The organism is Clostridium pascui (assembly GCF_016908015.1).
GTDB lineage: Bacteria > Bacillota > Clostridia > Clostridiales > Clostridiaceae > Clostridium_AK > Clostridium_AK pascui.
On record NZ_JAFBDB010000006.1, the window covers coordinates 56,382 to 71,711 of the forward strand.

Here is a 15,330-nt window from a genome sequence, read left to right on the forward strand (position 1 = left end):
ACTTTTATCTAAAGGAGGAGGAAAATATGGATTGGAAATATGAAGATGGGCGTATATACAGCATAGACGAAAAAGGTGAATTGATGGCGGAGACAACCTTTGTTCTTAAAGAAAATGGAGAGTTAGATATTGATCATTCATATGTTAATCCAGTTTTAAGAGGACAGGGTGTAGCAGGAAAGATGCTAGAAGTTGTAGCTGAATATTTAAGAGAAAAAGGCCTTAAAACTACGGCTACGTGTTCATATGCAAATACTTGGCTTAAAGGACATAAGGAATTGTATTCAGATATAATGTCCAAAGACATTGATGATGAAGCTATTGCATGTAAAATAGATGGAAAACATTAGATGGTTTTGTACAATATAATAAGCATAGATAGTTATCACAATTGTGATAGACATCTATGCTTATTTTTAGGTGTAAACTCAAATGAGGATATATCTTAATAGATTGTAATAATAAACAGTGGCTGCCGTACAAAGAATAAAAACTACAATATATTGTATTAGATTTTTAAATTCTAAAACAATATATTGAGGTTTAATTTCTTAATGCCACAGCCCTATTTATTTTATACGGTTACTAATTCATAGTCTAAAGTACCTATTCCTAATTCTTCACCATGTTTTAATCCCGTTTCCCAATTCGTATTTGAGTGAACATGACTGAATTTATCGTGACCTTCATGATAGTGCTTATCTGAAAGTATAGATCCAGTAATGATTGGAGCACTATTTACTAAATCAACGCTGGCTTTATCAAGAGCAACAGGATCAAAGGATGCAGCTATACCTATATCAGGGACAATAGGCAAATCATTTGCATTAAAACAATCGCAGTCAGGTGAAACATTCATTATAAAATTAATATGGAAAGTTTCCTTATCCTTCATAACAGCATAAGCATATTCAGCTATTTTTTCATTAGCAGTGTCTGCTGACTCATTCCAGATAACCTGTGCTGCATTAAACTGACATACTGCAACACATTGGCCGCAGCCAATACATTTACTGTAATTTATGGCAGCTATTTTATTTTCGCCTAGTTCTATAGCATTTTGAGAACAGCTTTTTATGCATTGTGAGCAAGATTTGCAGTTTTTATCCTTTATTTTAGGTTGAGAGGCTGAATGCATTTCTAGTTTTCCACCTCTTGACCCAGAACCCATGCCTAGGTTTTTTAAAGCGCCGCCAAATCCAGTCATTTCATGACCTTTAAAATGGTTCATAGAAATTACGATATCAGCATCAGCTATAGCAGAACCTATTTTTGCAGTTTTACAGTGCTTACCATTAACCTCAATTTCTCTATATTCTGTTCCTTTAAGGCCGTCTGCAATAATTATGTTGCAGCCTACTGTTAATGGATTAAAACCATTTTCAAAAGCTGCAGTTAAATGGTCGATTGCATTAGATCTTCTACCAGTATATAAAGTGTTAGAGTCTGTTAAAAATGGCATGCCCCCTAATTCAGTTATTAACTTTACAACCTTTGCAGCATAATTTGGCCTTATGTATGCCAAATTTCCTGGTTCCCCAAAGTGAATTTTTATTGCCACAAATTTATCTTTAAAATCAATACCTTCTATACCAGCTTTTTTCATCAATCTTTCAAGTTTGTCTAATAAATTTAAACCCGGTCTAGTTCTTAAGTCTGTAAAATATACCTTAGATTTTTCCATAAAGACCCTCCCAATGATATTTCAATATTTTTAGTATAAATATTACAGTAAATAAAATCAATAGCAATATTTTAACAATGAAGGAGTGAAAAGAAATAAAAGAATGGGCATAAGCTAATCTATGGGGGAACATTTCAGTTCCTATAATATAATTCTAAAAATAAGCTAAAACTATAAGAAAAGATAATGAGGAGGCAGTGCAATGACCAAAGATGATTTGTTATGCAATACTTGGCATGATGTTCTTATAGAAAATGGATTTGATTCTTCCGAGGCTAAAAGCCTTATAGGATTTGTTTCTTGGAATAAGGGAGAGGAGTTTGCACATTTAGGAAGAGAAATCACAGAAATATTGTCAGACCATCAGGGTAAAGTTTTTGCAAAAGATGCAGTGAGCAGTTCATATGGAGATAAAGCATTACTATTCTTTGATAAGGATATATCTGAAGATACATCTAACAAAATGTTTGAAGCGATTATGAATTATGAACAAAAAGAGGTTTATTCTTCTGAAGAGGTTTTACAGGAACTAGATTAGGATTATAATCTTAATTATTTCTGCAAGAAAGGAACTTGTTTTATATGAGCAGAATTAATCCAGATGATTTTGAAAAAATATTAGAAAACATAAAGGATAAAATAAGTGATTTTGTTCAAAATATAACTCTCTGGTTTCAAGAAAATTATAGGTTAGAAGAGAGCCTTAGATAGGCGATGGCTTCCCATAAGAGATACAAAACTTAAAAATAGCACAAAAACATAAGTGGGCTTTAAATTAAGCCTACTTATGTTTTTTATTAAAATGCAATATATAATTGACATTGAGTAATGTTTGAGTTACAATATGTAATATAAGGAGGGGAAATATGAAAAATAAAAGAATGAAAATTGCTCGTTTGGAATGCGATATGAAACAAGAAGATTTAGCAAAAATTGTGGGGGTAACAAGACAAACTATTGGATTAATTGAATCAGGAAATTATAATCCGACACTTAACCTCTGCATTGCAATATGTAAAGCACTTGGTAAAACATTAAATGATTTATTTTGGGAGGGAATTTGATGAGAAGAGAAAAAATTCAAGATGAAAGAATTTTAATGCAGAAAAGGAAAATAGGAAGCGATGCATTTCAAATACTTTTTTATGGATTACTTTTATCGGTGTTAATTCAACAATATATGTTTAATGCACCATTTTCACAATATGCAGTTGAGGTAATTTTATTTCTTGCTATTTCCGTATATATCATAGTTCGTAATATAATGGTGGGAAATGACCTGTTTGAATCTTCGAAATACAGCCAAAAGCTTGTTGTGTTAAATAGCCTTGTTACTGGACTTGTTGTTACAATTATTAATACTACACTTAATTATATGAAATTAGGAGAGTGGTTTAAGAGGGATATTATAAATACTCTATTAGTTGCAGTCGTAACCTTTTTGTCGTCATCTATTATTACATTTATAGCATTTGAAACTCTTTATATAGTAAACAAGAAGAAGCAAAAGAAAATTGAATCCATGTTAAATGATGAGGATAATGACTAATATTAGTGCCACCCACATGGCAAGTGGCAAGATAATTTATAAATATGATATAATTATTTATAAAAAAGAAGACAATAAAAAACACAAAGGAGCTTTATCCTTTGTGTTTTTTTATTTATGGAGCGGGTGAAGGGAATCGAACCCTCGTAACTAGCTTGGAAGGCTAGCACTCTACCATTGAGTTACACCCGCAGGTTTTGTGGTCGGGGTGACAGGGATTGAACCTGCGACCTCATGGTCCCAAACCACGCGCGCTCCCATCTGCGCTACACCCCGATATAAAGTTTGTTAATGGTGCGCCATCAGGGGATCGAACCCGGGACACCCTGATTAAGAGTCAGGTGCTCTACCAACTGAGCTAATGGCGCATATTTGGTGCGTCTTAAGAGATTCGAACTCCTGGCCCACGCCTTAGAAGGGCGTTGCTCTATCCAGCTGAGCTAAAGACGCATATTTTAAACTTTGCAAACTAAACTACATGTACTATGTTTCCGTAAGAACTATTGTTTGCGACAAAAGATATGTTATCATAAATAAAAAGGTTATAAAGTTAATAATGATGGGTATGCAAAAAATAAGTTATAATCTCTTTATTATTCGACATTATATTCGATATTTTGAATAAAGATACACACGGATGCGTTTTTACAAGTGTTTAATTCTGAAAGCTCAGCCTGCGAGAAATTTAAAATAAAAAAGATAGATACTTATTCTCAAAATAAGTATCTATCTTTTTATTATGGTGCAGGTGACAGGAGTTGAACCTGCAAGCCGTAGGCGCTAGATCCTAAGTCTAGTGCGTCTGCCAATTCCGCCACACCTGCATATTAAATTTATTTGGTGGCTCACCGGGGAATCGAACCCCGGACACCATGATTAAAAGTCATGTGCTCTACCGACTGAGCTAGTGAACCGTGGCTGGGATAGCAGGATTCGAACCTACGAATGCGGCAGTCAAAGTGCCGTGCCTTACCGCTTGGCGACATCCCAGTATGTGACGAAAATTATCTTATCATAAATATAAAAGTTTAAAAATATAATAATATGTCATATATATAAAATAAATTATATTTCCTATATTATTTGAGACTATGTTTAAGATATCGCATAAAGATACGCTCGGAAGCGTTTTAATTAAAATAAGCTTATGAATTATGAAAATTGAAATGCCTATATTATTCCATAATATTATTTACAGCAATAGGTTAATAACGTATAATTATATTACAAAAATAGGAAATTATATTGAAAGGTGAGTAATATGCATAATATCTTAACAAAAGAAGATTTAGAAGCCTTGCAAAGGGAATATGATTATAGAAATACAACGCTAAGAGCAGAAATAGCCCGAGAAAAGATGGTGGCAGCGGCACATGGTGACAGATCGGAAAATGCTGAGTATATAGCAGCTAAACAGCGATATTATGAAAATAACCGAAGATTAGGTTATTTAAGAAGGATGATTAGAACATCAAAAGTAGCAGATGATGTTAACATTGATGAATGCAATATTGGAGATAAAATACTTATAGAATTTATAGAAGATAGTGAAAATCAGGAAATAACTTTAACTACTACATTAAAAAGCAATCCAATGGAATGGTTTATTGGAGTAGAATCTCCACTAGGAGCTGCCATATATAAAAAGAAAGTTGGCAGTACCTGCGTAGTAAGTTCACCTGAAGGTGATTATACAATTAAAATACTTAAAATTATATAGAAACTTGCCATGTGCCACGTGCCACCCACGTGGCAAGTGGCAAGTTTATTTTTTGCATATAAGCTTATAAATATACATAAAACCTATTGCATCATTATGCAGATAGTAGTATAATTATTCTATCGTCAAATTAAGTAGTAAATATTAGGGGGAAAGACAATGAAAAAAGTGATAAAGTTTATTCTTGCATTAACATTATGTACTGTTGCACTAGCTGGATGTGGGAAAAAAGCTGATTCAGCTCCAGCAGCTGCTGAAAATAGTGGAAAAGCATTATCAGGAAAACACTTGAAGGTTGCTATGAGTGCTAACTATAAGTACTTTGAAACAGTAACAGTAGATTCAAAGGGGAAAGAAGTATATGAAGGGTTAGACATAGATATTTTAAACAAAATGTCAGAAGACCTTGGTTTCACATATGAAATAATGAATATGCCTTTTTCTAGTTTAATTGGTTCTCTTCAAGCAAAGCAAGCGGATTTCGTAATCTCTGGAATGAGTTATACTGAAGAACGTGCTAAAAGCATAGACTTTTCAGACAAATATGCTACAGGTAAAGTTGGGGTATTAATAAAGAAGGGGTCAAATATAGACTCAGTAGCAGACTTGGATGGTAAAAAAGTTGCATGTAGTACAGGTACTAACTACGAGGATATCATTAAAAAAATTAAAGGGGCGCAATTAGTAACATTTGACGGTCAAGCTGCAGTTACTCAGGAATTAGCTATGGGGCGTGTAGATGCAGCAATCACTGGTGGAACAGCAGCTAAGAAAATATCATCAGAAAATGAGGGGCTATCATTTTTCGTTATAAATTCAAAAGAAGTAGAGTTAGGATCCTTAGATACATTTAATATTGGTTTCCCAAAAGGAAGCGAACTTGTACCTGTTTTCAATAAAGAAATTAAAAAATTAAAAGAAGATGGTACATTAAAACAAATAATTACAAAATGGCTAGGGGAAGATTACGTAGATTAATACTTTAAAATAATTTAACTAGAAAAAGAGATAGTACAAGCTGTAGAGATTACTGGTGGGAAGGTGATTTTTATGGCTTGTATCTAATTTTATAAAGGAGAATTTGTATGCAACTTGATTTTAGTTTTATGATGAAATATTTGCCCTATTTATATCGTGCAACCATTACAACTATTAATGTAACAGCTGTATCTTTATTACTAGGCATACTGATTTCTATTCCATTATCGCTTATGAAATTATCAAGATTTAAGGTGCTGAGAGCATTTGGAGCATTTTACACATCTGTTTTTAGAGGAGTACCTCTATTAGTACAGGTGTTTATGGTATATTTCGGACTTCCGCAATTATTTCCTGCACTAAAAGCTCTTTCAAATTTTGAGTTAGGATGTATTACTTTTGCATTTAATTCAGCAGCGTACATTTCTGAAAGTTTGCGTGGAGGTATTCAGGCAGTAGATGTAGGACAAAGGGAAGCTGCAATGGCCCTTGGGATACCTTATGGAAAAACTATTAGGGATATTATATTTCCACAGGCTATTAAAAGTGTCATGCCAAGTTTAATTAATGAGTTTATTGGACTTATGAAAAATACTACGTTAATTTCCACCATTGGAGTTGTGGAATTACTGCGAGCTGGACAAATGATTGTATCGGATACTTATCGTGCCTTTGAACCTTATGCAGTTATTTCTGTGTATTATTACTTTTTAGTAATGGTGTTATCTATGATAGGAAAATGGGTAGAAAGGCGAGTGAATAGAAGTGATAAACGTTAAGAATGTGTCAAAAACTTTTGGCAGACTCACAGTACTTAATAATATTTCTATGGAAATTAAAAAAGGTGAAATTGTAGCTATAATTGGCCCTTCTGGAAGCGGAAAATCAACACTGCTTAGATGTATGAATTTACTGGAGACTCCAACTTCAGGTAAGATTTTTATTGATGAGGTTGATATTACTGACAAAGATACAGATATAATGGCAATAAGACAAAGAGTTGGAATGGTATTTCAGCATTTTAACTTGTTTCCTCATATGACTGTTATGGAAAATATGATTTATGCGCCTACAAAGGTGAAAAAGATGAGCAAAAGTGAAGCTGAAGATAAAGCAATGAAGCTTCTTTCACAGGTTGGACTTTCTGAAAAAGCAGCGGTATACCCGGCAACTCTTTCTGGAGGACAAAAACAGCGTGTTGCCATAGCTCGTGCTCTTGCTATGGATCCTGAAGTGATTTTATTTGATGAGCCTACAAGTGCCCTTGACCCAGAGATGGTAAAAGAAGTGCTCAATGTAATTAAGGGCCTTGCAGGTACTGGTATTACCATGGTGCTGGTAACTCATGAAATGGGCTTTGCTCGTGAAGTGGCGGATCGTATTTGCTTTTTAGATGGAGGACAGATAATTGAAGATGATACTCCTCAAGTTTTCTTCTCAAAACCAAAATCTGATCGTGCTAGAGAATTCTTAGAAAAGGTAATGTAAAGTGCCACCCTAGTGGCAAGTGGCAAGTTTAAAATGCAGAAAAAGTTACAGCGGTTTTTAAAATATCTTTTAAACAAAAAACTATGCTAAAATATTTTAGCATAGTTTTTACATTCGATTATTTAAGTCTTAGCGGAGGATATAAAAATGGTGTGTCTTGGCTATAGAGGGAGATTACTATCTTTAGTGTTTTTTATCTTTGCTGCAATAAAAATCATAATTGGGAAAAATATCTGAAATGGAAGTGCATAATATTTATAAATTTGTGAAGTCCAAGATACTAGTTCCATTATGTTTTCGTAAAGTATATTTGAAAGATTAAACATTACTAAGACTACTGGAATTACTATTGCTGTATAATCCTTTACTTTTAATAATTTACTAATTCCTATAGAACAGGCATATATACATATACTTATTTTAATTAGACCAAATATATTTAATAATAAACCTTCGATTACTTCGAGTCTCTGAATAAAATCTCCAATACGTATTCTGCTTAGCGCTCTATAAGCTGGAAAGTATAATGAACCATACATTTCCTCGCCTAATGTTAATATTACATATAAACTAGTAAATAATAAAAATAAACCACCTACAGCAAGCCCAGTAAAATATGATTTTTTAATAAGCTTAGAATCATTGATGTTATTTGTTATGCAAAGAAATATAACACATTCACCAAAGGGAAAAGTTACAGCTGACCAAGCTCCTTTCATTACTCTAGATATACCATCCCCCATTATAGGAAGAATATTTTTCACATCTATTTCAGGTGTTAATAATATAGCAAGAAAGATTATTACAATAAATGTAAATACGCTTGAAAATAGTGAGAACCGTCCTAGTACTTCAATGCCTTTTTTTACTGCATATGCGGAAATAAAGCATGGCACAAGCATTATAACAAACTTTGGGGTTTCAGGCATGGTAAGAATATTCATGAACTCTCCAAAATCTCTTAAGGTCAATGAGGCTAAATGTATAAAGTACCAAATGTATAATATATTTAATATACCTCCGATGAATTTACCTAGTGTTAAATTACATATATCAAAGAGGTCTTTACCTGCATAAAGCAACTGTATCTCTGAATAAAGCCAAAATAATCCACAAGAAATGAAAATTGCTATTATTATAGAAAGCCATAAATCTCGACCTGCTTCTGGTGCAGTAGGAAGTATTATTGATCCATCTAATATAAAAGCTGCAATTAAAGCAATAGTTTGTTTTTTTGATATTACTTCCTTCATAGAAAATCTCCTATTTTCCTATTATAAATAGTATTATGTTCTCTATACCTTTTGCTGGACTTGGCACTTTTATCCTTAAAGATGTTAAAATGCTCAAAGAAAAAGCTGTAAAAAATATTATCAAATAAGAAAGAGGGCTACATTTTTTATAGCCTTTTACTACAGGATAGCCATCTATTATGAATAAAAATAAGTATAAAAAAATGACTATAAATATATTCAAATCATTCACTTCCTCCTAATGACTTCATAGTTTTTCCGGTATTTGTAATATTTAATTTCAAATTTATTGATACGGGCAGCGTACTAAATTTATCAGGCCACTCATCTTTTAACTTTTTCCAAAGTCTAGGATTACTTATTTGTACAGCTTTTCCAAAGCCAAAGATATCTGACTTATACTTTTTTTGGACTCTTTTAACTGTCTCAATAATTTGGCTTTTTATTTCTTCCTCACCTAAGGACTTTACTGCTTCAGTATATTCTAATTTTGAAAAATCAATAGGAGTACCTAGTTCTGCAATACCTGCATCAATTTCAGTATTTATAGTGATTTTTATATCTTCATTATCTACATTTGCTGTTATTTTAGACTTTGATTTATAAATTTCAAGAGTGATTTTTGAAATATCTTTTTCTAAGTTTTCTTTATTAATAGGAATCAATAGTAAAGGATTAGTAATGTCATTCCTTATTATTAAAGTAAATAATGTATGATTATCACTTAGTTTACCAACCATTTTATCTTTAAGAAATACAGCAGACCCTCCTAGGCTTGGAGCTAAATCTCCATCCGAGTGAAAATCTATAATTGGAAGAATAGGCTCAACTGTGTCCTCCATTGAACGCACTATAAATTCATGAAGATCAAGTGCAGGAAATGAACCTACAAATCTTTGAGTCTTTATTGCATTATTTAAGTTATAGTTCATCTTTTCTTGGAGGTTAGCTTCTAATCGTATTATTTCCTCTGCGGTTGTACTTGAACTAATATAAACTGTACAATCCTGTCTTACCTCTGGATCACGGTTAAAAAAGTCAATTGCGTTTAGCATATCCTTAGAAGCTATATTTTCACTTATTATCAAGGTTTGCATATGGCTCCAGAAAGCCTTTTTACCCAATAGTGGACCTGATTTTCTTATTGCATCAAATATTCCATCCCCTTCTACAGATATAACTTCTGGTATAATATTTACTCCACTCTCACTTGGTTTTGCATTAATGGCCTTTATAGTAACTCTATATTTTTCGCTTTTTTCAATATAATCAATACCTACAGAAATTGCTATTAACCTGTCATTTACTTCGTTATAGCTCCAGCATCCTGAGAGTAATATGCAGTTTATTAATAATATAAAAGCTAAAACCCATTTACTTATTACTTTCATGATTATCACCTTTGGAAAAATTATTCCTTTTAGTCTTTTGACGAAGAAAATTTTTCGCTGATATAAGTCTTGGCCTATATTTCATATACCACCAGGGAGATCTTACTAAAGTATCCTGCAAGTCATATTTTCTAAAGGTTGAAAGTCCCAGAGTATAGGGAATGCCAAATGACCGTAGAGAAAATAGGTATATTTCAAGTATGGTTATGGAAAATATAAATCCGTATAGTCCAAGAAGTGCAGCAAAAATAAGATTTAGTATTCTTGTAAAAACAATTGGTCCTTCTATAGACGAAACTAAAAAACTTGAAGTACCTGTTATTGCAGTTATTATTATTATAGGTGCGCTGATAAATCTAGCGGAAACAGCAGCTTCACCAAGAACTAGTGCACCAACAATACTAACTGTCTGCCCTATATTTGAAGGGAGTCTTCTACTGGCTTCTATAATAAGCTCAAACACAAAAAGCATAAGTATCAGTTCCACTATAGTTGGGAAAGGGACGGAATCCCTGGAGGCCAATATACTTACTAAAAGCGGTGTAGGTAGTAACTCCTGATGATATGTAGTTATAGCTAGATATATAGCTGGAGTACATGTGGTAATAATAAATGCCATAAATCTTAAAATTCTATAAAAACTTGCTTCCACAAAGCCTTTATAATAATCTTCATTGGATTGAAAGTTTTCAAGAAAAATAAAGGGCAGCGTAATTACATCAGGGCTTCCATTGCAAATCAGCAAGACTCTTCCTTCAAGCAGTTTACCGCAGGCAACATCTGGCCTATCAGTATATCCAGTTGTGTTGAATACAGACAATGGCGTATCAGTGATAAATTCTTCAATATAATGAGAATCTATAATGGCATCTATATCAATTAGGTTCAGCCTTTTTTCTAATTCACAAAGTATATGATGAGAGGCGATATTATCCATGTAAACTATGCAAATCTTACTTTTTGTCTGCACTCCCAAAGTTAAAGTTTTAAATTTTAGTTCAGGAGAATGAACTATTTGCTGGATTAAAGCTATATTTGTTTCCATAGCTTCTGTAAAACCTTCTTTTGGACCTCGTGTTACTTTGTTTGATTCCGGTTCAGTTATAGATCTTTCTGTTTTTTGTTGCGTATTTATTGAAATAGCTTCGCTGCATCCATCTATAAATAAAATTGTGTTTCCGTTTAAAATGTTATCAATACATGCTTCTATATCTTTTAATTTATTATTATCGTAAGTTAAAATTATCTTATTTAATAATAAGTCAATTCTATTATCATTAGGTATTTCATTTCCAAGTTCTGTAGACATAATTGGATTTAAAATGTTTCTAGATATCCTATCTATATCACATTGGTTTTCTGAAAATATAATGCAAAATAGGAGACTGTTCTTAGCTCGGCTCTCAAATTCTTTATATATGATAGATATATTGTTCTCTAAAATAGATTTTATAAGATCTACATTTTCTTTTAGCATATTGGAAATTTGAATGTTTTTGTATTCTTTGCTCATATGAACCACCTTTCTATACCGAATTTGTAATAGAAGGTAACTTTTTTTATTATTTACCAAATAAGTACTTTTATTCATAACATCAGCTTCTGGGATAAAGTAGTTTCATGGTAAGGCGGTGATCCTCTAGAGAAGTGGAGCAGACCGAAAGGATTTCACAATTTAATTTATGGGTGTTTTTTATTTTGTCTAAATAATAAATATGATATAATAATGGAAAATAAATACAATAATCAAGAAATTAAGTTGATAAAGGGTGTGAAATAAATGAGTATTGAAAAAGCAGTCACATTACTTTCTAATAGGTCTGTGCCGCTGGAGAGTGCAGCTGAAATAGCAGAAATGGATATTTTGGACTTTATCATTTTACTTCAAAGCAAGAATATACCTTGGAAGGAATATATGGAAGATGAATTTTACTTCAGTGAAATTTCACTAGGTGATGCTCAGAACAAACTAGGAGAGAAAGGAAATGACTAAGACTATTAGTAAAGTGCTTAAGTAATAAAATTGCAATAAATTTCTGTAGTATGTATTTAGAGAGAAGGCAGACACATTGAACAATATATTTGATTATTTAGAGTGGCGCGGAGACTTAAGTTTTGAAAAGGATGGATTTAATGAAGTTGATAATTTAATTATGTCGGTGCTTGCTTATGTAGAGTTCGATGACATTGCATCATTAAGTGCTGATGGAGAGTCAGTTACCATTAGGTCTGTAGCAGAACAATTTAAAAATTTATATGATGATATTTCAAAAGTTAGTGAGCATCAATTAACGATAGCTGGCTTTGAACTATTTATGAAGGCTGCAAACACAGTGCGTTATAGTGATATTATGTTGTCCAATTATGTGAATCAAATTAATTATGAAGAATCCAAGCAGTTTGCAGCTGTTATGTTTTCCTTAGATAGCAATCATCACTTTATTGCATTTCGAGGAACTGATGCTACTATTGCCGGTTGGGAAGAGGATTTTAAAATGACCTTTATGGATGAAGTGCAGGCACAGCGGGATGCGGTAAATTACACGAAAAAAGTTATGACATGTCATGATGGTGACTTTTGGTTTGGTGGACACTCAAAGGGTGGAAATCTTGCTGTCTATGCAGCAGCATATGCCTCTAATGAGGAAAGAAAGAGAATACTTGGTGTTTATAATAATGATGGGCCAGGGTTTCAAGCAAAAATAATACAAAGTGAGGGATATCAAAGTGTACTTAGCCGCATTAAAACAATAATACCTAAGTCTGCTGTTGTTGGCATGCTGCTGGAACATGGAGAAGAATATGCGGTAGTAAATAGCCATGCAATTGGCATTATGCAGCACAATCCTTTTTCGTGGGAAGTGAAGGGGAATTATTTTGTTTATGAAAAGGGGTTAACCAAATCCAGTCTTAACTTTAATAGTGTAGTAAGGGCATGGCTTAATAACTTATCCATTGAAGAGAGGGGCCAATTTGTTGATGCATTGTTTCAAATCTTACAGGCGGCAGGTGCAAAAACGCTGTTTGAATTGTCAAAGGAGCGCTTAAAGACTATTGATATTATGATTAAGACCTTCAAAAACATGGATCCAGTAACAAAACAAATATTAAAACAGACAGTGGAATCACTATTTGTGGAAAGCGAAAAGATATTTAAAACAGCTCTTAAGCCGGATAAAATATTATTTTTCTCAAGAAAAAAACGCTGATGAATTTATGGAAAAAAAGCGCTATGATAGAGAAAATAGCATGGATAATTTAATAAGGAATGAAAGTCTAAAAGCCAATGCTTAAACACTAAGCATTGGCTTCAAATTTACTAAATACTAGTTTATGTACATCGTGCACCCACTATCGACAATTAATCTACTGATAGTATTGATTTAGTTAGCTCAAATTAGGTTAATCCATGGCACTCAGAAATAATCACTTACCGCTGCTTCCTTCCAGACCTGACGGATTTCATGAGTTTCTGATGCATGGGACCCAGTTCTCAACACCACTTTTATCATACTGACTCAACAGAGTAAAGCCTATAGTGGGAATTCAATCCTGCTGTAGCGGATTGCAGGTTACAGGGCACCGCTAGCTCCCCATCTAGCACGAAAACTCTCTATTAAAGTATTTCTTCTTTTGTTGTGAGATTATAATAACATGTTTGAAGCTAATAAACAATGGAAATTGGTGCCACCCACGTGGCAAGTGGCAAGTTGAAAATTTAAACTTGTCACTTGTCATGTGGGTGGCACCAAGTAATTTGTGTTATTTTCTTTCATATGGTACATAATATGAAAGAAAATAACTTTTATTAAGGTTACTCACCATATGAAGGGGTGTTTTTATGCATATTAGCAAAGATGATATATTTGATAAACTAAAGTCAGATGAATGTATAAATAAATTTAAAGAATTAGGACTAAATACTGTAATGCTGTCTGGAAGTATAGTAACTGAGGATTTTAAGGGTTATTCTGATATAGATATAGCCATTTTAAGTGAAGAGGATATAAGCTTAAATAGGATTTTAGACCTAGAAGAATATTTGGAAAAGTTTTTAGGCACAAAGGTAGATGTAATAAATTTAGGGGATGAAAATTTGGATTTAAACCTAAAGGTCACTGTATATGATAATTCCATGATAATATACAGTGATGATAACCTTAGATTATACAACATTGAATATATAAATACAGAACTGCTTTATAAAGAAAATGAAACCTTCAATATGACTTATGGAGAATAAGTAGGTGGTGTATGATTTAATAAAAATATAAAAGAGATACCAGCACCTTCACAAGAAATTACATCTAAAACTGAGTGCATTTCTTGTGGAGAATGTATATCAAGTTGCCAAACGTTCTTTATTTGACAATATAAATACTTTTTCTGTAAAAAGGTATTGACTATTGTAAATGAATTAATTAAAATAATTACAAGTGGTTATATCAACATAACGACATAATGATAGAATGATATATAGATAGGAGTAAAAAATGGAAGATACATATTCAATGGCACCAAAATATTATGTAGTGAAAAAGAAAATTATAGATATGATTAATAGCGAAGAATTTAGTGATACTGGCATGATACCAAGTGAAAGAGAACTTATGACTATGTTTCATGTTAGTAGAATAACAGCGAGAAGAGCAGTTGATGATTTGGTAAATGAAGGTTATTTATACAGAATACAGGGAAAAGGTACTTTCATAAAATCTGATGAAGGAAATTATGATCTTGTTTCAATTATGAGTTGTACTGAAGATATTGTAAGAATGGGCATGACTCCATCAAAGAAGCTAATTTGCAGTACAGTTATGGAGGCTGATAAAGTAAGAGCTAAGAAATTACAGTTGATAAATGGCGATAAAGTATTAATGCTAAAGAGAGTATATTATGCAAATGAAGAACCACTTAACTATACAACTGCATATTTACCATGCAAGATTTTTCCGGGCATTGAAAATTATGATTTTGGAAAAGAATCAATTTATAACATAGTTGAAAATGTATATGGAGTAAAAATTACTAAGGCTCATAGAACTTTAGAGGCTGTTCTTGTAACAGATGAAGTAGCTGAATGCCTGGAGTTAAATTTAGGAGATCCCGTAATTTTATTTAATGCAGTAACCATGGGGATGGTAAATGGCAAGGAAGTACCAATAGAGACATTTAAAAGTTATTATAGATCGGATAAATTTAAATTTTATATAAATCAAGTAAAATAAAAATTTTATTTATCAAGAAAACGTTTTAAGGGGGATAAA

The 15,330-nt window shown here is 32.6% G+C and carries 17 protein-coding genes, 7 tRNA genes and 1 other RNA gene; 13 read left to right on the top strand and 12 right to left on the bottom strand.

The genetic code is table 11. The features are described from left to right. Positions 1–26: 26 nt before the first annotated feature. Positions 27–350: a GNAT family N-acetyltransferase gene (locus JOC70_RS14480; RefSeq protein WP_204599617.1), complete on the top strand. Its 324-nt coding sequence runs from the start codon at positions 27–29 to the stop codon at positions 348–350. Between the two features lie 224 nt (positions 351–574). Here JOC70_RS14480 and JOC70_RS14485 read toward each other — a convergent pair whose 3' ends face one another. Continuing rightward, positions 575–1,684, bottom strand: a complete 1,110-nt coding sequence (locus JOC70_RS14485) for a DUF362 domain-containing protein (protein WP_204599618.1) — start codon at positions 1,682–1,684, stop codon at positions 575–577. Positions 1,685–1,886: 202 nt separating this feature from the next. On the opposite strand from JOC70_RS14485, the gene JOC70_RS14490 reads away from it, so the two are divergent. The 4 genes from JOC70_RS14490 to JOC70_RS14500 all read left to right on the top strand — a co-directional run bounded on the left by JOC70_RS14490 (position 1,887) and on the right by JOC70_RS14500 (position 3,233). Then, positions 1,887–2,222, top strand: coding sequence for a hypothetical protein (locus tag JOC70_RS14490; protein WP_204599619.1), 336 nt, complete (start codon positions 1,887–1,889; stop codon positions 2,220–2,222). A 44-nt stretch (positions 2,223–2,266) separates the two neighbouring features. Continuing rightward, positions 2,267–2,395, top strand: coding sequence for a hypothetical protein (locus JOC70_RS19425; RefSeq protein ID WP_279381263.1), 129 nt, complete (start codon positions 2,267–2,269; stop codon positions 2,393–2,395). 155 nt (positions 2,396–2,550) lie between these two features. Next, the gene (locus tag JOC70_RS14495; RefSeq protein WP_204599620.1) at positions 2,551–2,748 is read left to right on the top strand and encodes a helix-turn-helix transcriptional regulator; all 198 of its coding nucleotides are present in this window, start codon (positions 2,551–2,553) and stop codon (positions 2,746–2,748) included. Further along, entirely contained in the window at positions 2,748–3,233 is a 486-nt protein-coding gene (locus JOC70_RS14500; protein WP_204599621.1) for a DUF6773 family protein, read from the top strand. The genes JOC70_RS14495 and JOC70_RS14500 overlap by 1 nt, the downstream gene beginning before the upstream one ends. A gap of 118 nt (positions 3,234–3,351) precedes the next feature. Here the strand turns inward: JOC70_RS14500 and JOC70_RS14505 are convergent. From JOC70_RS14505 to JOC70_RS14535, 7 genes are all read right to left on the bottom strand, one after another. Beyond that, a tRNA-Gly gene (locus JOC70_RS14505) sits at positions 3,352–3,425 on the bottom strand. 8 nt (positions 3,426–3,433) lie between these two features. Beyond that, positions 3,434–3,509: transfer RNA gene (locus tag JOC70_RS14510), tRNA-Pro, on the bottom strand. Positions 3,510–3,525: 16 nt separating this feature from the next. Beyond that, a tRNA-Lys gene (locus tag JOC70_RS14515) sits at positions 3,526–3,601 on the bottom strand. Positions 3,602–3,606: 5 nt separating this feature from the next. Beyond that, positions 3,607–3,683: transfer RNA gene (locus tag JOC70_RS14520), tRNA-Arg, on the bottom strand. 290 nt (positions 3,684–3,973) lie between these two features. Continuing rightward, positions 3,974–4,057 (bottom strand) — tRNA-Leu (locus tag JOC70_RS14525). Between the two features lie 14 nt (positions 4,058–4,071). Continuing rightward, positions 4,072–4,147, bottom strand: a tRNA-Lys gene (locus JOC70_RS14530). Between the two features lies 1 nt (position 4,148). After that, positions 4,149–4,223, bottom strand: a tRNA-Gln gene (locus tag JOC70_RS14535). Between the two features lie 271 nt (positions 4,224–4,494). Between JOC70_RS14535 and JOC70_RS14540 the strand changes: the two genes are divergently transcribed. From JOC70_RS14540 to JOC70_RS14555, 4 genes are all read left to right on the top strand, one after another. Continuing rightward, positions 4,495–4,953, top strand: coding sequence for a GreA/GreB family elongation factor (locus JOC70_RS14540; RefSeq protein ID WP_204599622.1), 459 nt, complete (start codon positions 4,495–4,497; stop codon positions 4,951–4,953). Positions 4,954–5,112: 159 nt separating this feature from the next. Next, positions 5,113–5,931 carry a substrate-binding periplasmic protein gene (locus JOC70_RS14545; protein WP_204599623.1) on the top strand — a complete coding sequence of 273 codons (819 nt, stop codon included), beginning with the start codon at positions 5,113–5,115 and terminating at the stop codon, positions 5,929–5,931. Between the two features lie 107 nt (positions 5,932–6,038). Then, the gene (locus JOC70_RS14550; protein ID WP_204599624.1) at positions 6,039–6,710 is read left to right on the top strand and encodes an amino acid ABC transporter permease; all 672 of its coding nucleotides are present in this window, start codon (positions 6,039–6,041) and stop codon (positions 6,708–6,710) included. Next, positions 6,697–7,419, top strand: coding sequence for an ATP-binding cassette domain-containing protein (locus JOC70_RS14555; RefSeq protein WP_204599625.1), 723 nt, complete (start codon positions 6,697–6,699; stop codon positions 7,417–7,419). The genes JOC70_RS14550 and JOC70_RS14555 overlap by 14 nt, the downstream gene beginning before the upstream one ends. A 161-nt stretch (positions 7,420–7,580) precedes the next feature. On the opposite strand, the gene JOC70_RS14560 is transcribed toward JOC70_RS14555, so the two are convergent. The 3 genes from JOC70_RS14560 to JOC70_RS14570 all read right to left on the bottom strand — a co-directional run bounded on the left by JOC70_RS14560 (position 7,581) and on the right by JOC70_RS14570 (position 11,576). After that, positions 7,581–8,672 (bottom strand): GerAB/ArcD/ProY family transporter, encoded by a 1,092-nt coding sequence (locus JOC70_RS14560; RefSeq protein ID WP_204599626.1) that lies wholly within the window; start codon positions 8,670–8,672, stop codon positions 7,581–7,583. A gap of 224 nt (positions 8,673–8,896) precedes the next feature. Beyond that, positions 8,897–10,063, bottom strand: coding sequence for a Ger(x)C family spore germination protein (locus JOC70_RS14565; RefSeq protein ID WP_204599627.1), 1,167 nt, complete (start codon positions 10,061–10,063; stop codon positions 8,897–8,899). After that, the gene (locus JOC70_RS14570) at positions 10,047–11,576 is read right to left on the bottom strand and encodes a spore germination protein (protein WP_204599628.1); all 1,530 of its coding nucleotides are present in this window, start codon (positions 11,574–11,576) and stop codon (positions 10,047–10,049) included. The genes JOC70_RS14565 and JOC70_RS14570 overlap by 17 nt, the downstream gene beginning before the upstream one ends. Before the next feature lie 267 nt (positions 11,577–11,843). Here JOC70_RS14570 and JOC70_RS14575 point away from each other — a divergent pair, with 267 nt between their 5' ends. Together JOC70_RS14575 and JOC70_RS14580 are read left to right on the top strand one after the other, a co-directional pair. Beyond that, positions 11,844–12,056 (top strand): UPF0175 family protein, encoded by a 213-nt coding sequence (locus JOC70_RS14575; protein WP_204599629.1) that lies wholly within the window; start codon positions 11,844–11,846, stop codon positions 12,054–12,056. A gap of 76 nt (positions 12,057–12,132) precedes the next feature. Continuing rightward, complete coding sequence (locus JOC70_RS14580; protein WP_204599630.1) at positions 12,133–13,272, top strand: DUF2974 domain-containing protein; 1,140 nt, start codon at positions 12,133–12,135, stop codon at positions 13,270–13,272. Positions 13,273–13,403: 131 nt separating this feature from the next. Here the strand turns inward: JOC70_RS14580 and ffs are convergent. Then, positions 13,404–13,669, bottom strand: an RNA gene (gene ffs, locus JOC70_RS14585) — signal recognition particle sRNA large type. Positions 13,670–13,904: 235 nt separating this feature from the next. Between ffs and JOC70_RS14590 the strand changes: the two genes are divergently transcribed. Then, complete coding sequence (locus JOC70_RS14590) at positions 13,905–14,306, top strand: nucleotidyltransferase family protein (protein WP_204599631.1); 402 nt, start codon at positions 13,905–13,907, stop codon at positions 14,304–14,306. A gap of 250 nt (positions 14,307–14,556) precedes the next feature. After that, the gene (locus JOC70_RS14595) at positions 14,557–15,291 is read left to right on the top strand and encodes a GntR family transcriptional regulator (RefSeq protein WP_243429148.1); all 735 of its coding nucleotides are present in this window, start codon (positions 14,557–14,559) and stop codon (positions 15,289–15,291) included. Positions 15,292–15,330: the final 39 nt, after the last annotated feature.